The organism is Phascolarctobacterium succinatutens CAG:287, from assembly GCF_000434895.1.
Classification (GTDB): domain Bacteria; phylum Bacillota; class Negativicutes; order Acidaminococcales; family Acidaminococcaceae; genus Phascolarctobacterium_A; species Phascolarctobacterium_A succinatutens_A.
In genome coordinates, this window is record NZ_FR892788.1 from 1 (window position 1) to 16,784 (window position 16,784).

Below are 16,784 nucleotides of genomic sequence, written 5' to 3' on the forward strand. Positions count from 1 at the left end.
CAAGTTGATTATACAATCTACCAAAAAATTTACTTTAATTTTAGTTTACATTTGCTTTAATTATCTTAAAGAAGCTTTTTCTATATTATTTTTAAGGAATGATGTTATATGCAGATTCAAGATTTGATTATCCTTATCTATATTATCCTGCGCGTTGCTCCCAGCTCTTATCTATGCTACTATCCCTTTTTGGAAGACCTGCGCTTATCCAAAAAAACAGCAATATGCGGCTTTTTTGCTATTATTCTCATAGAATGGGGCATTTTCATCTTTACCGGACGCAATTTCGATAAGCTGCCGTCATTATATGGAGTTTACCTGCTCTACATATTCTACTACTTTGCCATCGTAAAAGGTAATAAAAGTAAACAGCTTTTTTGCATCCTGCTCTCTGGCAATTTTGAAATTGTACTGCAGACACTGGCTATGCTCGCCGAACGCTTCTCGCCCACTCCCGGCTACTACTATGCCACCGCCACCTTCGTGCTCCTGCTTGAACAATCAGCTTATTTTTCCTGGTTCTACTTTACTGTAAAAAAATTTAAGCAACTCTTTCGCAACACTAAATACAATAAGATTATCAACTATTCCAACTATATTTTAGCTTTTAACTTCGTTGCCCTGGTAATCATCCGCAATTTTTCCGAGCCACGCACCTGGAATCTTTTCTTTGCCCGCTTTCTGTGCATCATGCCGCTCTTCTTCTTTGTTTGCATGATGATGGAGCTGCTGAAGGAAAAAATTGATAACAAGATGATGTCCGTCAAGCTCAGCTCACTGGAAGAACTGCGTCGTAACGAAAAGCCTTACTACGATTTTGTTATCGAAACCTGGCAGAAATCACGCCGCCTGCGCCATGACCAAAAGCATCTCGCGGTTATGCTCAACCAGCTTTATGAAGAAAAACAGTTTGATAAGCTTGGTCAGCATCTGCGTGCTATCCTTAAATATACCGAAACGCTGCAAACAGTAAAGCTTTATGGCAACGAACCCATCGACGGCCTTATCGGCTACTGGCAGATGCAGGCACAGGAAAAAGGCATCCCCTTTGCCGTGGATATCAGCTTCAGCAAGATCAAAATCAACGATATTGATCTGGCCATTATTTTAGGCAATGCTTTGGAAAACGCTTTTACCGCAGTTACCAAAGACGACGTAGCCCAGCGCAGCAACTGCTATATTAATGTGAAAATCAGAGAAAGAGCCTCTACACTGTTGATAGAAGTTGTTAATTCCTTCAGCGGTAACATCGTGCGTTATAATGACCAGTTTTATTCCGCCAAGCGCGACTACAAGGAACCTGGCACCGGACTGGAAAACATCAGGATGATTTGCGAAAAATACGCAGGCAGTAATAATATAAGCTTTGACAACCAAAGCTTCAAGCTGCAGCTGATGCTGGCAAACACGCACTTAGAAAGTTAACCCTTGACGCAAAAACTAAAAGTGCTTATACTAAAATAGATTGTAGCTTTTGCACAGTCTATTTTTGTATTTTTATTAAGGGAAAGAAAAGAAGGTAACAAAATGCTCTCATTAGACAAAATTTATCATGCAGCCTTCATCCTTAAAAGCGTAGCACGTAAAACAGATTTAATAGCTGCTCCGCATTTAAGCGAAGGCAACAACTTGTATCTGAAAACAGAAAACCTGCAGGTAACAGGCAGCTTCAAGGTACGCGGTGCCTACTACAAAATCAGCCAGCTAACACCCGAAGAAGCAAGCAAGGGCGTTATCGCCTGCAGCGCCGGCAACCACGCGCAGGGCGTAGCACTGGCTGCAACCAGCATGGGCATCAAAAGCGTCATCTGCATGCCGGACGGCGCACCGATTATGAAGGTAGAGAACACTAAGCGCCTCGGCGCACAGGTGGAGCTTGTTCCCGGTGCCTACGACGAAGCACATGACCGCGCCGTACAGCTGCAGGAAGAAACAGGCATGACCTTTATCCATCCATACGATGATGAACTTGTTATTGCCGGCCAGGGCAGCATCGGTCTGGAAATTTTGGACCAGCTGCCGGATGTAGAAGCAGTAATCGTACCGATTGGCGGCGGCGGCCTTATCAGCGGCGTAGCCTTCGCTATCAAAAGCCTGCGTCCGGAGGTTAAGGTTTACGGCGTACAGGCAGCAGGCGCAGCCAGCATGTACAACGCCTTCCATGACCATAAATACGAAACTCTGGAGCACGTCAGCACCTTTGCCGACGGCATTGCTGTAAAAACTCCTGGTGAAAACACCTACGAGCTCATCAGCAAATATGTTGACGATATCGTTACCGTCAGCGAGGACGAAATCGCAACCGCAATCTTAACCCTGATTGAAAAACAGAAGCTGATTGCCGAAGGTGCAGGCGCAACTCCGGTAGCAGCAGCGCTGTTCGATAAGCTGCCGATTAAGGGCAAGAAAACCGTCTGCGTTGTATCCGGCGGTAACATCGACGTTAATATTCTTTCGCGTGTTATCACCCGCGGTCAAGTTACCAGTGGCCGCAGAGTCAACCTTGTTATTATGCTGGAGGACCGTCCGGGCCAGCTGCTCAAAGTCAGCGAGATTATCAGTCAATGCGGTGCCAACGTTGTCGGCGTACACCACAACCGCAGCGATGCCAACATGGCCATCACCGGCTGCTTCCTCAAACTGGAGCTGGAAACACGTGATGCCGCACAAATCAAAGAAATCGAAGACAAGCTGACGGCAGCAGGCTTCAAGCTGGTCAGCGACCAAACCGCAGCACAGCATTAACAACAAAAAAATTACCACAGCCTACATAAAATGTAAGCTGTGGTTTTTTTTGCAGAGTTTGCGATTTTTAGACGTTATATTCTTCTGTTTCTCAATAGTTGGGAGAATGTACCGGAGGCGATGCGAACCTGACGAACGCGTACTTTTAGAAAGGTTCGTTAAGCATACGGTGCGTTATGCCCGCTCTTACTATTCTACGGTTACGCTCTTAGCCAAGTTTCTCGGCTTATCTACGTCTAATCCTTTGGAAACACTCACATAATAACCCATAAGCTGCAGCGGAATAACTGCCAGACTGGTCATGAAATGCTCGTCGGTCTTAGGAATATACACTGTGAAATCAGCTGTATCTTCAATATTATAATTGCCATAAGTAGTCAGGCCCATCAAATAAGCGCCACGACTGCGGCACTCAACCATGTTGCTGACAGTCTTTTCATAAAGCTCGCTTTGAGTCAGTACACCAATAACAAGAGTACCGTCCTCAATCAGGCTGATAGTACCATGCTTCAATTCGCCGGCAGCATAAGCCTCACTGTGGATGTAGGAAATTTCCTTCATCTTCAGGCTGCCTTCAAGGCTAACAGCGTAATCCAGACCACGGCCGATAAAGAAGATATCTTTAGCGTTTACCTGTTTAGCTGCAAACCATTGGATACGTTCCTTATCCTCAATAATCTTTTGAATTTTATCCGGCAGCTGTGCCATTTCCTGAATCAGCTCCAGATATTTAGCTTCGTCAATAGTGCCGCGAACCATAGCAAACTGAATTGCCAGGCAGTAAGCAGCAATCAGCTGAGTGCTGTAAGCCTTGGTAGTTGCAACGGCAATTTCCGGGCCTGCCAGAGTATAGAAAACATTATCAGCTTCGCGGGCAATAGAGCTGCCTACTACGTTGACGATGCCAAGAGTTTTGATGCCCTTTTCTTTAGCCAGACGCAGAGCTGCCAAGCTGTCGGCAGTTTCGCCGGACTGGCTGACAATGATAACCAGCTCGTTCTTGCTCAGCAGCGGTTTGCGGTATCTGAACTCGGAAGCCAGCTCAGTACGAACCGGAATCTGTGCCAGATCCTCAATTACATATTGCGCTGCCACACCTACATGGTAAGCACTGCCGCAGGCAACTATGCAGATCTGGTCAATCTTTTTGATATCCTCGTCGCTGAGGCCGACAGCGCTCATATCCAGCTTGCCGTCAACCAGTACGGAATTCAGAGTATCGCGTACTGCCTTGGGCTGCTCGTGGATTTCCTTCATCATGAAATGCTCAAAGCCTGCTTTTTCGGCAGCTTCGGCATCCCATTTGATTTCGGTCAACGGTTTTTCGATTACTTCTTCATCAACGTTGTAGAAGGTAACCTCGCCGTTAGCCAGACGAGCCATTTCCAGATTGCCGATGTAATATACCTTGCGGGTGTATTTCAAAATAGCAGGAACGTCGCTGGCAACATAGCATTCGCCGTCCTGCACGCCGATAATCATCGGGCTGTCCTTGCGGGCAACATAAATTTCGCCGGGATATTCCTTGAACATTACTGCCAAAGCATAGGAGCCGCGCATACGGATCATAGCATGGCTCAGAGCATCAGTCGGAGTATGCTCATATTTTTTATAGTAGTAGTCAATCAGCTTAACGGCAACCTCGGTATCAGTCTGAGAATAGAAGGTATAGCCATTGTGCAGCAGCTTTTCCTTCAGCTCCTGATAGTTTTCGATAATACCGTTGTGGACAGCAACTACATTGCCATCTGCACTGGCATGCGGATGCGCATTAGTTTCAGAAGGCTCGCCATGGGTTGCCCATCTGGTATGACCGATACCACAGGTACCAATGAGGCTTTGTCCGCCATTAGTTTTGGCATAAAGCTCCTTCAGACGGCCCTTAGCCTTAACAATCTGCACCTGTGCACTGCCATCGCGCACTGCGAGGCCGGCAGAATCGTAACCACGATATTCAAGCTTAGACAGACCATCTAACAGAATAGGCGCTGCCTGCTTATTTCCACAAAATCCAACAATACCACACATAAATACTTTTCCTCTTTTTCTACTATTTTTTTCTTTTTGCCTTATGCTTCAAAGCCATTAGGGTTGTTCTTCTGCCAGTTCCAGGAATCGCGGCACATGTCCTCAATACCCAGCTCTGCCTTCCAGCCAAGCTTTTCCCACGCCTTTGACGGATCTGAATAGCAGGTGGCAATATCCCCTGCACGACGTTGGTCAATTACATAAGGTATCTTAATTCCAGTAGCCTTTTCAAATGCTTTGACTAAATCCAGCACTGAATAGCCAATACCTGTACCAAGATTATACACCTCTACGCCGCATTTGTCATCTATTGCCTGCAAAGCTTTCACATGACCTTTAGCCAAATCCACTACATGAATAAAGTCACGCACGCCAGTACCATCAGGAGTGGGATAATCATTACCAAAAACATGCAGGCGCTCCAGCTTGCCAACAGCTACCTGAGTAATATACGGCATCAGGTTATTGGGAATGCCATTGGGATTTTCGCCAATCAGACCGGAGCTGTGCGCACCGATAGGGTTAAAGTAACGCAGCAGAACCACATTCCACTCCTGATCAGCTACATACATATCACAAAGTATTTGCTCCAGCATCGACTTTGTCTGGCCATAAGGATTAGTGCACTGCCCTTTAGGACAGGTTTCCGGAATAGGCACTACAGCAGGATTACCGTAAACAGTAGCCGAAGAGCTGAAAATAATATTCTTACAGCCTGCTTTACGCATTACGTCCAGCAGTACCAGAGTACCGGAAATATTGTTCTCATAATACTCCAATGGCTTCTGTACCGATTCGCCCACTGCTTTCAAACCGGCGAAATGAATACAGCAGTCAAAGCTATGCTCATCAAAAACTTTTTGCAGGCCGGCACGATCCCTGATATCAGTTTCATAAAAAGGGATTTGCTGACCAGTGATTTTTTCTACACGCTGCAGTGCCAGCCTGCTGGAATTAACAAGATTATCTACTACTACAACACTGTGACCAGCTTTAAGCAGTTCAATGACAGTATGCGAGCCGATGTAACCAGCTCCGCCTGTGACTAAAATATGCATTTTTTCACCTCAATTTTTTCGCATCAGGCAGCTATTAATTTCTGCCTACAGTATTATTTTACAACCTTTCGCCTTAAACTAAGGTGAACAAGCTAACTGTTTTTTCATAATTTCTGTTTAACTGCCGATAATCGGCTTATTTTCCATAGTATTTACCAGCTTAGAAAGCTGCCATTTTATTGTTTCCGCCGGCTTTTCATAATTACCCATTTCACGCAGCCCGCTTTCACGCACGCGTTTCTTCAGCAGCTTATTGCCATCCTTTTTATATACAAAAAGGTCTGCATCCGCTACAACACGCACATAGGTATCGTGATCAAAGCGGAATCCCCAGCCGCTGACGAGGCTTTCATCCATTTCATAGATGCGTGCAACAACCAGCACATCCATTTTGCTTTTTTCCGCCAAAGCGGCTAAAGATGCTGCATCCAGCTTCACACCATCACGCACAGCCTGGCTCACCAGCTTCTGTGCCTCGCCGCCATCTATGATTTGATAATCTGGAAAGCGATAGCCCAGCTTGACCATCTGCCGCCACTCCTTATAAACAGCGCCGTCCACACCGCCATCCTGGTCGATTACCACAAAGCCCACAGGACGCTCCGCAAAATCTGCCCGCGCCGTCTGCGGCAAAACAGCTGTAAACAAGAACGCAAATACTGCCAAAAAGCAGACCTGCAGCAGCCATTTAATATTTTTCATAAGAATCACCTGCCTCTTACTCAGCTGCCTCCGCCAGCAGCAGCTCGGCAGCTCCGCGTGTCACCTGCACCATATAGCCGAAGGCACGCTGATAAACGTCGGGTGGCGCCACGCTTTCGCTTTGCGTGCGCTTAACTACAACGCCGCAGACAGCGCCGGCCTCTAAGCCTAACGCCTGCGAGGTCACGAACAAAGCGGAGGTTTCCATTTCATAGTTCAGCACGCCCAACGCCTGCCATTCCTGCATCGTCCCGCGGAACCGGCGCGGTACATAGCCGGTGAAGCTGTCGTAACGCTCCTGCCCCGGCCAAAAAGTGTCGCTGGAGGCTGCAATGCCCAAATGATAGGGAGCACCGGCGTTCTTGGCTGCCAGTACCAGTGCGGTTGTAACCTCAAAGCTGGCAACTGCCGGGAACTCCAACGGCGCATAATGCTGCGAGGTGCCGTCAAGGCGAACGGCAGCCTTATCAATAATAATATCACCGAGATTAACCTTTTCCTGAATTGTTCCCGTCGTACCGAAGCGGATGAGCTTTTTGATGCCCATACGCGCCAGCTCTTCCAGACAAATTGCTACGGAAGGACCGCCCATACCCGTAGAGCAGACAAGTACCGGAGTATCGCTGATTTTAGTCAGCCAGCTGGTATATTCGCGATGGCTGGCAATAAAGCTTGCATCACTGCCCAAGGCCTTCGCTAAAGGCTCTACACGTCCGGGGTCACCGGGAAGCACGGCAACAGTTGCGCCCTGCAGCTGCTGTGCCGAAAAACCTACATGGTATAAAATCTCCTCAGGTGCTGCGTAATGTTTGCTCATATTGTCCACCTCTTTCAAAACAAGTCCGCTTTAGTTCCGGTAAGGGTTGGTTCTATTTTCATATAATCGGCAATCGTCTGTCCTATATCGGCAAAGGTCTGCATAGGCTTAAGCTGCTTACATTCAATGCCTGCTCCCGAAAAGAGTACGGGAATTTTTTCGCGCGTATGGTCCGTGCCGCTCCAGCTAGGGTCATTGCCGTGGTCCGCCGTCATCAGCAGCAAATCGTCCTGATGCAGCAGAGCGGTAATTTCCGGCAGTCTGCTGTCGAAATATTCCAGTGCCTCACCATACCCCTGAATGTCACGGCGATGTCCGTAGGAGGAATCAAAGTCAACAAAATTAGTAAAAACAATGGTATTATCTGGAGCATCGGCTACAGCCTGCTTCGTTGCATCTATCAGCTTATCCAGGCCGCCTGCCGCATAATGCTTTGTAATACCGCGATGCGCAAAAATATCGGCAATCTTGCCTACGGAGTAAACGCTGCCGCCGGCTGCAACCATTTTATCAAGCAATGTCGGCTGCGGTGCCGGTACTGCGTAATCGTGACGGTTGGTTGTGCGGGTAAAATCCGTAGCACAGGTGCCGACGAACGGACGCGCTATTACCCGGGCAATATTATACGGCTGCACCAGCTTAAAAGCCAGCTTGCACAAATCATACAAGCGCTCCAGACCAAAGGCTTCCTCGTGCGCCGCTATCTGCAGCACGCTGTCGGCGGAGGTATAAATAATCGGCTTGCCGCTTCTTACATGCTCCTCGCCCAGCTCCTTGATGATTTCGGTACCGCTGGCATGACATTCGCCCAGCACGCCCGGCAAATTGCCTTGGCTGATAATTGCGTCTACCAGCTCCTGCGGAAAGCATTTCGGCACATCAGGGAAATAGCCCCAGTCAAATTTAACCGGCACACCGCTGATTTCCCAATGTCCGCTCAGCGTATCCTTGCCGCGGCTGACCTCCTGCGCATAGGTATAAGCACCGATTGTATGCTCGGCGCCCAAGCCTGCCGGCAACGCTTCGCCGCGGCTCAGCTCGGCAGCTGCCTGCAGTCCGTGCTCAGCCAGATGCGGCAAATGCAGCGGCTTCGGCGCTTCGCCTGCGTGACGCGGATTTTTTGCCAGCCAATCACAAATATGCCCTAAAGTATCTGCGCCCTTGTCGCCATAAGCATCAGCATCATGGGCGTAACCAATACCAAAGGAATCCAACAACAGAATAATAGTACGAGCCATTTTTTCACCTGCTTTCTTATGCAAAAGGGAGCTGCTAACACCTACGCTAAACAACTCCCCTTGAATCAGAACCCTAAGCTTTCACCGACTAAAATGACTTTAATGCGTCCCTTATTACGACTGGTACGCGTTATAACAATCTGCGAGCAGATGCAGTCCGCGGAAAGGCAATCACCGCAAAGGCCGGCTTTATAACAAGGTGTTTGCAGACCGGCAAACCTTTTGGCATTTATCGGCGCAGCTACATTGCGCGCTCTGTCCATGGCAGCCTCCAAGGAGCCTGTAACTTTATTCAGACCGGCAATAACCAGCACCTGCTTCGGTCCGAAAATCAAAGCGGCACAACGGTTACCGTTGCCGTCAATATTTACCAGCTGACCGTCGTTGCTGATGGCATTGCTGCTCATTAAATATGTATCACACAAAAGTGCCTGACGCATCAATTCTGTTTTTTCTTCCGGCGTTGCTGCTACAGCTCTGTCGATAACCTTATTGCGCTCTTTAACTGCGTCCAAAAGGCCAATTTCATCAATCGTTACAGAACCGCCCCAGGAAACAACATCCTGCTGCGGAATCAGCGCCAATGCCTGCTTAAGCGCGGCCTGCTTATCAGCACAATAATAAGCATCAAAGCCACGCAGCTTCAATTTTTTTACCAAAGTTGCGCCCACAGCCTCATTGCGCAACATTTCAGCCTGCTGCATAGAATCTCCTCCTGTTCCATTAACAAGCTACTGTTGATTATTCTTCGATATCACCGATTGCTACTTCATCAATGCCGTCTTCCTCTGCCAGGTATACATTGATAGCTTCCTTATGGGAGGTAGGAACATTTTTGCCGGCAAAGTCAGCACGGATTGGCAGCTCGCGATGTCCGCGGTCAATAAGTACTGCCAACTGAATAGCCTTCGGACGGCCCATATCCATAACCGCATCAAGAGCAGCGCGGATAGTACGACCGGTGTACAGCACATCATCAACAAGAATTACGGTTTTGCCGTTCAGATCCAGGTCAATTTCTGTACCGTGTACAATCGGATTATATGCAAGAGTAGACAGGTCATCACGATAAAGAGTGATATCCAGCATTCCTACCGGCAGCTCAACATTCTCTATATCTTTAATTGCTGCTGCCAGACGTTCCGCAATAGGTACACCGCGGGTACGGATACCGACAATGACAACATTGTCTACGCCTTTATTTCTTTCGATAATTTCATGAGAAATACGGACAATTGCACGGCGCATAGCCTCTGCATCCATAATAACATTCTTTTTAACAAAATTGCTCATTTGGCTCACCTCTTATTTTTATTCAGGCTTTTTAACCTGCTATCAAGACTGCCCTAAGGCAGAGCTCAACTAATTAAACTGTCCCAGGCGCAGGCGGGTAACAATCTTATGCATATCCTCCGGCAACGGAGCTTCAAAGCTCAAGCGTTCTCCCGTACGCGGGTGGGTAAATTCCAGTGTCTGCGAATGCAACGCCTGTCCCTGAATGCTGAAGGGAGTTTTCATCGGAGAATATTTCGGGTCACCTACCAAAGGATAGCCCAGATACTCCATGTGTACGCGAATTTGGTGCGTACGTCCCGTTCGCAGGCGGCAGCGCACAATGGTATATTTGCCAAAGCGCTCCAGTACCTCGTATTCTGTCACAGCGTTGCGTCCGCCTTCTTGGACAACAGCCATCTTTTTACGGTCATTTTTATCACGGGCGATAAGCGTTTCAATCACGCCGCTGTCTGTCTTTATGTTGCCGCGTACTACAGCAAGGTAGGTACGCTGAGCGGTTTTAGCCTGTATCTGCTGCGACAGGGAAAGATGCGCCGCATCATTTTTGGCACAAATCATAATACCGCTGGTATCCTTATCCAGACGGTGCACGATACCCGGGCGGATAACGCCGTTGATACCGGATAAGTTTTTGCAGTGATACAAAAGCGCATTGACCAGCGTTCCGTTTAAATTGCCGGCCGCCGGGTGGACTACCATCCCGCGCGCTTTGTTGACAACAACAACATCCTCATCCTCATAAATAATATCCAGAGGAATATTTTCCGGCTGTACATCCAGAGGCTGCGGCTCAGGCAAAGTGACATCAATTTCGTCACCCAGACGCAGCTTGTAGTTGGATTTCAGCACCTTGCTGCCGCGCACCGCACGGCCCTCCTCCAGCAGCTTCTGCATATTAGAGCGAGTAAGCTCCAGCATTGCCGCCAAGCCTACATCGGCACGCTGTCCGGCCTCCTGTTCAGTTATAATTAATCGTTGCTGCTCAGCAGCTCCGTTTTTAATATGCTCCATATAATCAAACCTACTCCTACGCAAATTGCGATATCTGCCACATTAAATATCGGCCAGATACGAAAATCAAAAAAGTCAATTACTACACCGCGTGCAGTGCGGTCAATAAGATTACCCAAAGCACCGCCGGCAAAAAGCGCTGTTCCCCAGCAGGCCATTACGCCGCTTTTGGCAATCTCCCGGCGCATAAACCAAACACCGCCGATTACGGCAACCGCAATCAGTACGAACAGCCAGCGGCTGCCCTCCAGCATGCCGAAGGCGGCACCACGATTCAGTATAAACGTCCAGTGAAATACATTATTAATCACCGGCACGCTCTCCCCTAACGCAAAATGTGTTACCACATAATACTTTGTTGCCTGGTCCAGCAGAACCACCAGCAAAGCTAACAAACCATAAACCATTTTATTCTCCTATTATCTTGATATGTATATTATAACACACTAAAGACATAAAAATACAGATGACACAAAAACTTAATGAAAAAAAGCCATTGCATATTTCCGCAATGGCTTTCGTAAATACTAATTAATTATTTTCAGTTGCCAGATCTTCACGAATCTCAGCAAGCTGTTTGCGACGGCTGTGAACCTTTTCCCAATGCTCGAAGTACAGCTTGGTTTCTGCCACAACCACACCACTCAGGCCCAGCAGAGCAATCAGGTTAGGAATAGCCATCAGACCGTTAACGATATCGGCAATAATCCAAATCATTTCCAGCTTCAGGAATACGCCCAGACCTACCAGAATGATGTAACCGATACGGTAAGGCATGATGCATTTTACGCCGAAGAGATATTCTGCGCAACGCTCGCCGTAATAGCTCCAGCCGATAATAGTGGTGAAAGCGAAGAGTACCAGACCACCGGTCAGGACATACTTGGCAACAGCCGGGAAAGCAGAAGCAAAAGCAGCCTCAGTCAGAGCGGCACCGTTCAGGTCACCGGACCAAGCACCGCTGACGATAATGGACAGGCCGGTCATGGTGCAGATGATGATGGTATCGATAAAGGTACCGGTCATAGAAACAAGGCCCTGTTCTGCAGGCCATTTGGTTTTTGCTGCAGCTGCTACGATAGGAGCAGAGCCCAGACCGGATTCATTGGAATAAATGCCGCGCGCGATACCGCTGCGCATTGCCAGCATAATTCCGGCACCGGCAAAGCCGCCTGCTGCCGCAGTACCGTTGAAAGCACCGTCGATAACCAGCTTAATTGCAGCCGGCAGAGCATCAGCATAAAATACCAGCACGGAAACGGTTGCGATAACATAAACAGCAGCCATGAAAGGAACAATCTTACTTGCTACCTTAGCAATGGATTGCAGACCGCCGATAATAACAACAGCTACAAGAACAGTCAGAACTGCTGCTACAACATATTCGGAAACACCGAAGGATACATTAACAATAGAGGTGATTGCATTTACCTGAGTAAAGGTACCGCTGCCCAGGCAGGCAGTCATAACACCGAAGATAGAGAACATTACAGCCAACGGCTTGAATTTTTTGCCTAAGCCCTGTTCAATGTAGTACATCGGACCGCCGGAGGCATTGCCGTTTTCATCATAGGTACGATACTTAACAGCCAGTACGCCTTCGGAATATTTGGTTGCCATACCGAAGAAAGCAGCCAACCACATCCACAGCAGAGCACCGGGACCACCGAGCTTAATTGCCGTTGCTACACCAACGATATTACCGGTGCCGACAGTTGCAGCCAAAGCAGTGCACAAAGCCTGAAAGCTGCTTACATCACCTTCGCCCTTGCTGCGGGCGGTAAAAATCAGCTGCAAGGCTTTAGGCAGCTTCATAACCTGAAGCAGGCCAAGACGGACGCTCATTAAAATGCCTGTGCCAATAAGCAAAATCATCAAAGGCGGGCCCCAAATGAAGCCATCAATAGAATTCAAAATCTCCAACATAAAAAATTCCCCCAGTAAAAACTTAAAACACGTTTACAATTTAAGGCTTTTTCCCGAAGCCCATGTATAGTATTGTAGCACATCAATATATAGTGTACAATACTTCACGCGATTGTATACACGTATTCTTCTTAGTGGCAGGGAATAGTGTGACAAATCACTGCATACAAAGCAAAAAGCCTCCGTCTGCGGCCAAGGGCCACAGGCAGAGGCTTCTATTCCTTAATCAGCAATGCTTATTTTACTTCGCATTCTACACGCGCCAGGATAAAGCACAAATCAGACAAACGGTTCAGACAAACAAGAACATTAGGGTTAACCGGTTCGTTTTCAGCCAGACGCAGCAGGCAGCGCTCGGCACGACGGGTAGTAGTGCGTGCGATGTCCAGTGCGGCAGCGCCTACAGTATCTCCGGGGATAATGAAATGGCCCAGCGGCTGCAGCAGAGAATCAAACTTGTCGATTGTATCTTCAAACAGCTTAACGTGTTCTTCTTTGATGTAAGGTTCGGGCAGGTTGAGGCTGGCAATATCAGCCATCACAGACATGAGCAGCTTTTGTACATTGAAAATGGTTTCGCGTACGTCCTCACGCGTAACCTGAGCACGTGCCAAACCTAATGCCGAGGAAATTTCATCCACAGTACCATAGGCTTCTACACGCAGGCTTTGCTTGGGAACACGTTCTCCTGTGTACAAACCGGTAGTTCCTTTGTCACCGGTTCTGGTATAAACAGCAGCTTTCTTCATTTCTGCACCATCCTTTCCGTGAGAGTGTAACCCCTCTCAGTCAGCTCATGGCTGCCGAAAGGCTAAAGTTAATTAGTAAATTTCTTCCGGAGCGAAGAAGTTGTTGATTTCGCGTTCAGCAGCTTCCGGGCTGTCGGAACCGTGAACAATGTTTTCACCGATGCTCAGAGCGAAGTCGCCGCGGATAGAACCGGGAACTGCTTCAATCGGGTTGGTAGCACCGTTCAGTTGACGAACAGCTTTGATAGCGTTTTCGCCGCGGATTACAGCGCAAACCAGCGGAGCGGAGGTAATGAAGTCAACCAGTTCGCCGAAGAAGGGTTTGCCTTCATGCTCGGCATAGTGGAATTTAGCTTGAGCTTCGGTAACTTTAACCAGTTTCAGAGCTGCAACTTGCAGGCCTTTGTGTTCGAAACGAGCGATGATATCGCCAATCAGATTTTTCTTAACTCCATCGGGTTTTACGAGTACGAGTGTTTGTTCCATGTGTGAATCTCTCCTTAAAGTTTAATTAAATTTTTATACTAACCCAGTCACCAATGTGACTTAGAGGTATAGTTAAATTGTTAACGGATGCCCATTTCTCTTGCCTGCTCACGCAGCAGCTGAACTCTTTCCTCGGTTGCGGGGTGAGTGCTGAAAAGCTGCTTGGCATCAACACCGGCAAAGGGGTTGATAATAAACATATGCGCAGTTGCTTCGGTAGCACCGGGCATTACGCGACGCTCCGCATAAGCTTCAATCTTCAGCAATGCATCAGCCAGAGCGTTCGGATTGCCGCAAAGCTCACCGCCGGATTTATCAGCCATATATTCGCGGGAACGGGATACTGCCATCTGAATCAGCATAGCTGCCAGAGGCGCCAAAATCATAACCAGAATAGAAGCGATAGGATTACGGCTTTCGCCATTCTCATCACGGCCGCCGCCAAAGAACATGCCCCATTGGGCAATCGTGGAAATAGCACCTGCCATAGAAGCGGCAATAGTGCTTACCAAAATATCACGATGCATAATGTGGCTCAGCTCATGACCTAAAACACCGGCCAGCTCTTCCTTGGTCAGCATATCTGCCAGCGCAGTATTTACCGCAACGGCAGCATGCTCCGGATTTCTGCCGGTAGCAAAAGCGTTAGGCACCGGACTATTGATAATATAAACCTTCGGCATAGGAATATTGGCTTTTTTAGCCAGCTTTTCTACTATTCCGTACAGCTCCGGCGCACTGTTGCGGTCAACCTGTTGTGCATCGTAATGTGCCAGAACCATCTTATCGCTGTTCCAATAAGCAAAGAAGTTCATTGCCACGCCTACAAAAAGCATTACGGTCATGCCGCGCAGACCACCGAAGAAGTCGCCCAGGAGCATCAGCAGCGCTGTCATTAACGCCATTAAAAACGCTGTTTTCATCTAAGTAATTTCCTCCTCATAAAAGACCTGCACTGTAAACAGGTACAGGCATTAATAGAATACATTTTCAACATATCTATTATAACAAGTAATTACTTATTTTTCAATTTGGGCCTTGATAGAGTTTAACATATTTTCACTGTTTTCACGAACTTTTTTCTTAAGAATAGGATTCAGGAGGCCGGCAATCATCGGAATACCGAACTCAAAATCAACTGCTAGCGTTACCTCGCAGCCGTCAGCCTGCGGTGTAATAAGCCAGGAGCCTTCCATTTTCTTTAAATCACCCTCGGTCTGAGCGTAGGTAATTTTCAGCTCCTCAGGATAGAAGGTATCGCGCTCGGTCCAGACGATTTTGCGTCCATCAACATTACTTACCCAGTGAGAAACAGTGTAATTCTCACCGCGCTCCAAGATTTCTACGCTTACCAGGTCATGCATAAAATTAGGGTAAGCAGCCATATCCTTGATAATATCATAAATTTTTGCACCATCGCCCTTGATGGTGGTTTTGCTCTCTACATAAGGCATAATCTTATCTCCTCTTATAAATCTTCAATAACATCCGCGGTTTCCTTAACAGCGCCTCTGAAAGCCTCCAGAACATGGTCGATAACCTCTTTAGGCATAATCAGCGGCGGCTCCATACGGATAACCTTAGGATTGTTCAAGGTATAAGCAACAATAATGTGCTGGTTAATCATCAGGCTCATCAGCATACCGCCGGCACCCTCTTTGGTCAGCTCAATGCCGATCATCATACCGCGACCGCGTACTTCCTTGATAACGGAAGGATATTCTGCAGCGATAGCCTCCAGACCAGCCTTAAGATACGCACCTGCCTCACGTCCGCGACGCAGCATATCCTCTTCCTTGATAGCCTTGATAGCTGCTACACCGGCAGCGCAGGCCAGCTGGTTGCCGCCAAAGGTAGATGTGTGCAGGAACGGTGCTTCAATAAGACCGGCCCAGGCACGCGGAGTACCGATAATCGCACCTATGGGCATTACACCGCCGCCCAAAGCCTTAGCGCAGGCCATCAGGTCGGGAGTAACGCCGTCATGATTAACGCCGAACCATTCGCCGGTACGGCCGATACCGGTCTGCACTTCATCGGCAATCAGCAAAGCACCCTTCTTCTCGCAGATTTCCTTCACCTTGCGCAGGTAACCCGCAGGCGGAACAATAATGCCGCCCTCGCCCTGAACAGGCTCCAAAATAACGGCAGCAGTATCTTCATCAACAGCAGCATCAACAGCTGCGGCGTCGCCGTATTCTACATGAGTAAAGCCATCAAGCAGCGGTTTAAACGGCTCGCGGTACATATCACGTCCGGTAGCAGTTAAACTGCCAAAGGTTTTGCCGTGAAAAGCATTCTTCGCAGCAACGAATTTTTTGCGTTTTGTTGCCAGGCGTGCTACCTTCAGGCAGCCCTCAACGGATTCGGTACCGCTGTTGACAAAAAAGCTGTACTGCAGCTCACCGGGGGTAATCTCTGCCAGTGCCTCTGCCAAATCAGCCATCGGACGGTTGAACAGCACCTTGCCGCACATCGGCATAGCATGCAGCTCCTTTTCCACAGCCTCAACAACCTTCGGATGACGATGACCTAAAGCAAACATACCGTAACCGCCCAGGCAGTCAATAAACTCCTGACCTTCGCTGTCGGTAATCGTCCAACCCTCAGCATGGCCTTCAATGCTTGCCAGGCCCATAAAGCGGAATAACTTTGCCTGAGCAGGATTGATATACTTTTCATATTTACCGATTGTTTCTTCTACATAATTAGACATTTTCTTACCTCG

17 protein-coding genes are annotated in these 16,784 nt (G+C 48.1%); 2 read left to right on the top strand and 15 right to left on the bottom strand.

The features are described 5' to 3' along the window. Positions 1-108 precede the first annotated feature (108 nt). Both BN587_RS04770 and ilvA read left to right on the top strand, forming a co-directional pair. Positions 109-1,425, top strand: a complete 1,317-nt coding sequence (locus BN587_RS04770) for an ATP-binding protein (RefSeq protein ID WP_021720006.1) — start codon at positions 109-111, stop codon at positions 1,423-1,425. A 102-nt stretch (positions 1,426-1,527) separates the two neighbouring features. Then, positions 1,528-2,745, top strand: coding sequence for a threonine ammonia-lyase (gene ilvA, locus BN587_RS04775; protein ID WP_021720007.1), 1,218 nt, complete (start codon positions 1,528-1,530; stop codon positions 2,743-2,745). A gap of 189 nt (positions 2,746-2,934) precedes the next feature. Here ilvA and glmS read toward each other — a convergent pair whose 3' ends face one another. The 15 genes from glmS to BN587_RS04850 all read right to left on the bottom strand — a co-directional run bounded on the left by glmS (position 2,935) and on the right by BN587_RS04850 (position 16,772). Further along, positions 2,935-4,773 (bottom strand): glutamine--fructose-6-phosphate transaminase (isomerizing), encoded by a 1,839-nt coding sequence (glmS, locus tag BN587_RS04780; RefSeq protein WP_021720008.1) that lies wholly within the window; start codon positions 4,771-4,773, stop codon positions 2,935-2,937. Positions 4,774-4,814: 41 nt separating this feature from the next. Next, on the bottom strand, positions 4,815-5,831 hold the full coding sequence (gene galE, locus BN587_RS04785) for a UDP-glucose 4-epimerase GalE (protein WP_021720009.1): 1,017 nt from the start codon (positions 5,829-5,831) through the stop codon (positions 4,815-4,817). A 117-nt stretch (positions 5,832-5,948) separates the two neighbouring features. Beyond that, positions 5,949-6,533 (bottom strand): hypothetical protein, encoded by a 585-nt coding sequence (locus BN587_RS04790; RefSeq protein WP_021720010.1) that lies wholly within the window; start codon positions 6,531-6,533, stop codon positions 5,949-5,951. A gap of 16 nt (positions 6,534-6,549) precedes the next feature. Continuing rightward, positions 6,550-7,350, bottom strand: a complete 801-nt coding sequence (gene udp / locus BN587_RS04795; RefSeq protein ID WP_021720011.1) for a uridine phosphorylase — start codon at positions 7,348-7,350, stop codon at positions 6,550-6,552. A 14-nt stretch (positions 7,351-7,364) separates the two neighbouring features. Then, entirely contained in the window at positions 7,365-8,588 is a 1,224-nt protein-coding gene (locus tag BN587_RS04800; protein ID WP_021720012.1) for a phosphopentomutase, read from the bottom strand. 65 nt (positions 8,589-8,653) lie between these two features. Next, positions 8,654-9,292 (bottom strand): lactate utilization protein, encoded by a 639-nt coding sequence (locus BN587_RS04805; RefSeq protein WP_021720013.1) that lies wholly within the window; start codon positions 9,290-9,292, stop codon positions 8,654-8,656. A 37-nt stretch (positions 9,293-9,329) separates the two neighbouring features. Further along, positions 9,330-9,881 (bottom strand): bifunctional pyr operon transcriptional regulator/uracil phosphoribosyltransferase PyrR, encoded by a 552-nt coding sequence (gene pyrR / locus BN587_RS04810; RefSeq protein WP_021720014.1) that lies wholly within the window; start codon positions 9,879-9,881, stop codon positions 9,330-9,332. 69 nt (positions 9,882-9,950) lie between these two features. Next, positions 9,951-10,895 carry an RluA family pseudouridine synthase gene (locus BN587_RS04815; RefSeq protein WP_021720015.1) on the bottom strand — a complete coding sequence of 315 codons (945 nt, stop codon included), beginning with the start codon at positions 10,893-10,895 and terminating at the stop codon, positions 9,951-9,953. Beyond that, a complete protein-coding gene (lspA, locus tag BN587_RS04820; protein WP_021720016.1) occupies positions 10,853-11,302 on the bottom strand; it encodes a signal peptidase II in 450 nt (149 codons plus the stop codon). Before lspA ends, BN587_RS04815 begins: the two co-directional genes overlap by 43 nt. A 124-nt stretch (positions 11,303-11,426) precedes the next feature. Further along, a complete protein-coding gene (locus tag BN587_RS04825; RefSeq protein ID WP_021720017.1) occupies positions 11,427-12,821 on the bottom strand; it encodes an alanine/glycine:cation symporter family protein in 1,395 nt (464 codons plus the stop codon). Positions 12,822-13,057: 236 nt separating this feature from the next. After that, positions 13,058-13,570: a cob(I)yrinic acid a,c-diamide adenosyltransferase gene (locus tag BN587_RS04830; protein WP_021720018.1), complete on the bottom strand. Its 513-nt coding sequence runs from the start codon at positions 13,568-13,570 to the stop codon at positions 13,058-13,060. 72 nt (positions 13,571-13,642) lie between these two features. After that, positions 13,643-14,056: a nucleoside-diphosphate kinase gene (gene ndk / locus BN587_RS04835; protein WP_009145907.1), complete on the bottom strand. Its 414-nt coding sequence runs from the start codon at positions 14,054-14,056 to the stop codon at positions 13,643-13,645. An 80-nt stretch (positions 14,057-14,136) separates the two neighbouring features. Beyond that, entirely contained in the window at positions 14,137-14,979 is an 843-nt protein-coding gene (gene htpX, locus BN587_RS04840; protein ID WP_021720019.1) for a zinc metalloprotease HtpX, read from the bottom strand. Positions 14,980-15,075: 96 nt separating this feature from the next. Then, a complete protein-coding gene (locus BN587_RS04845) occupies positions 15,076-15,510 on the bottom strand; it encodes a type II toxin-antitoxin system RatA family toxin (protein WP_009145909.1) in 435 nt (144 codons plus the stop codon). 14 nt (positions 15,511-15,524) lie between these two features. Then, positions 15,525-16,772, bottom strand: coding sequence for an aminotransferase class III-fold pyridoxal phosphate-dependent enzyme (locus BN587_RS04850; protein ID WP_021720020.1), 1,248 nt, complete (start codon positions 16,770-16,772; stop codon positions 15,525-15,527). Positions 16,773-16,784: the final 12 nt, after the last annotated feature.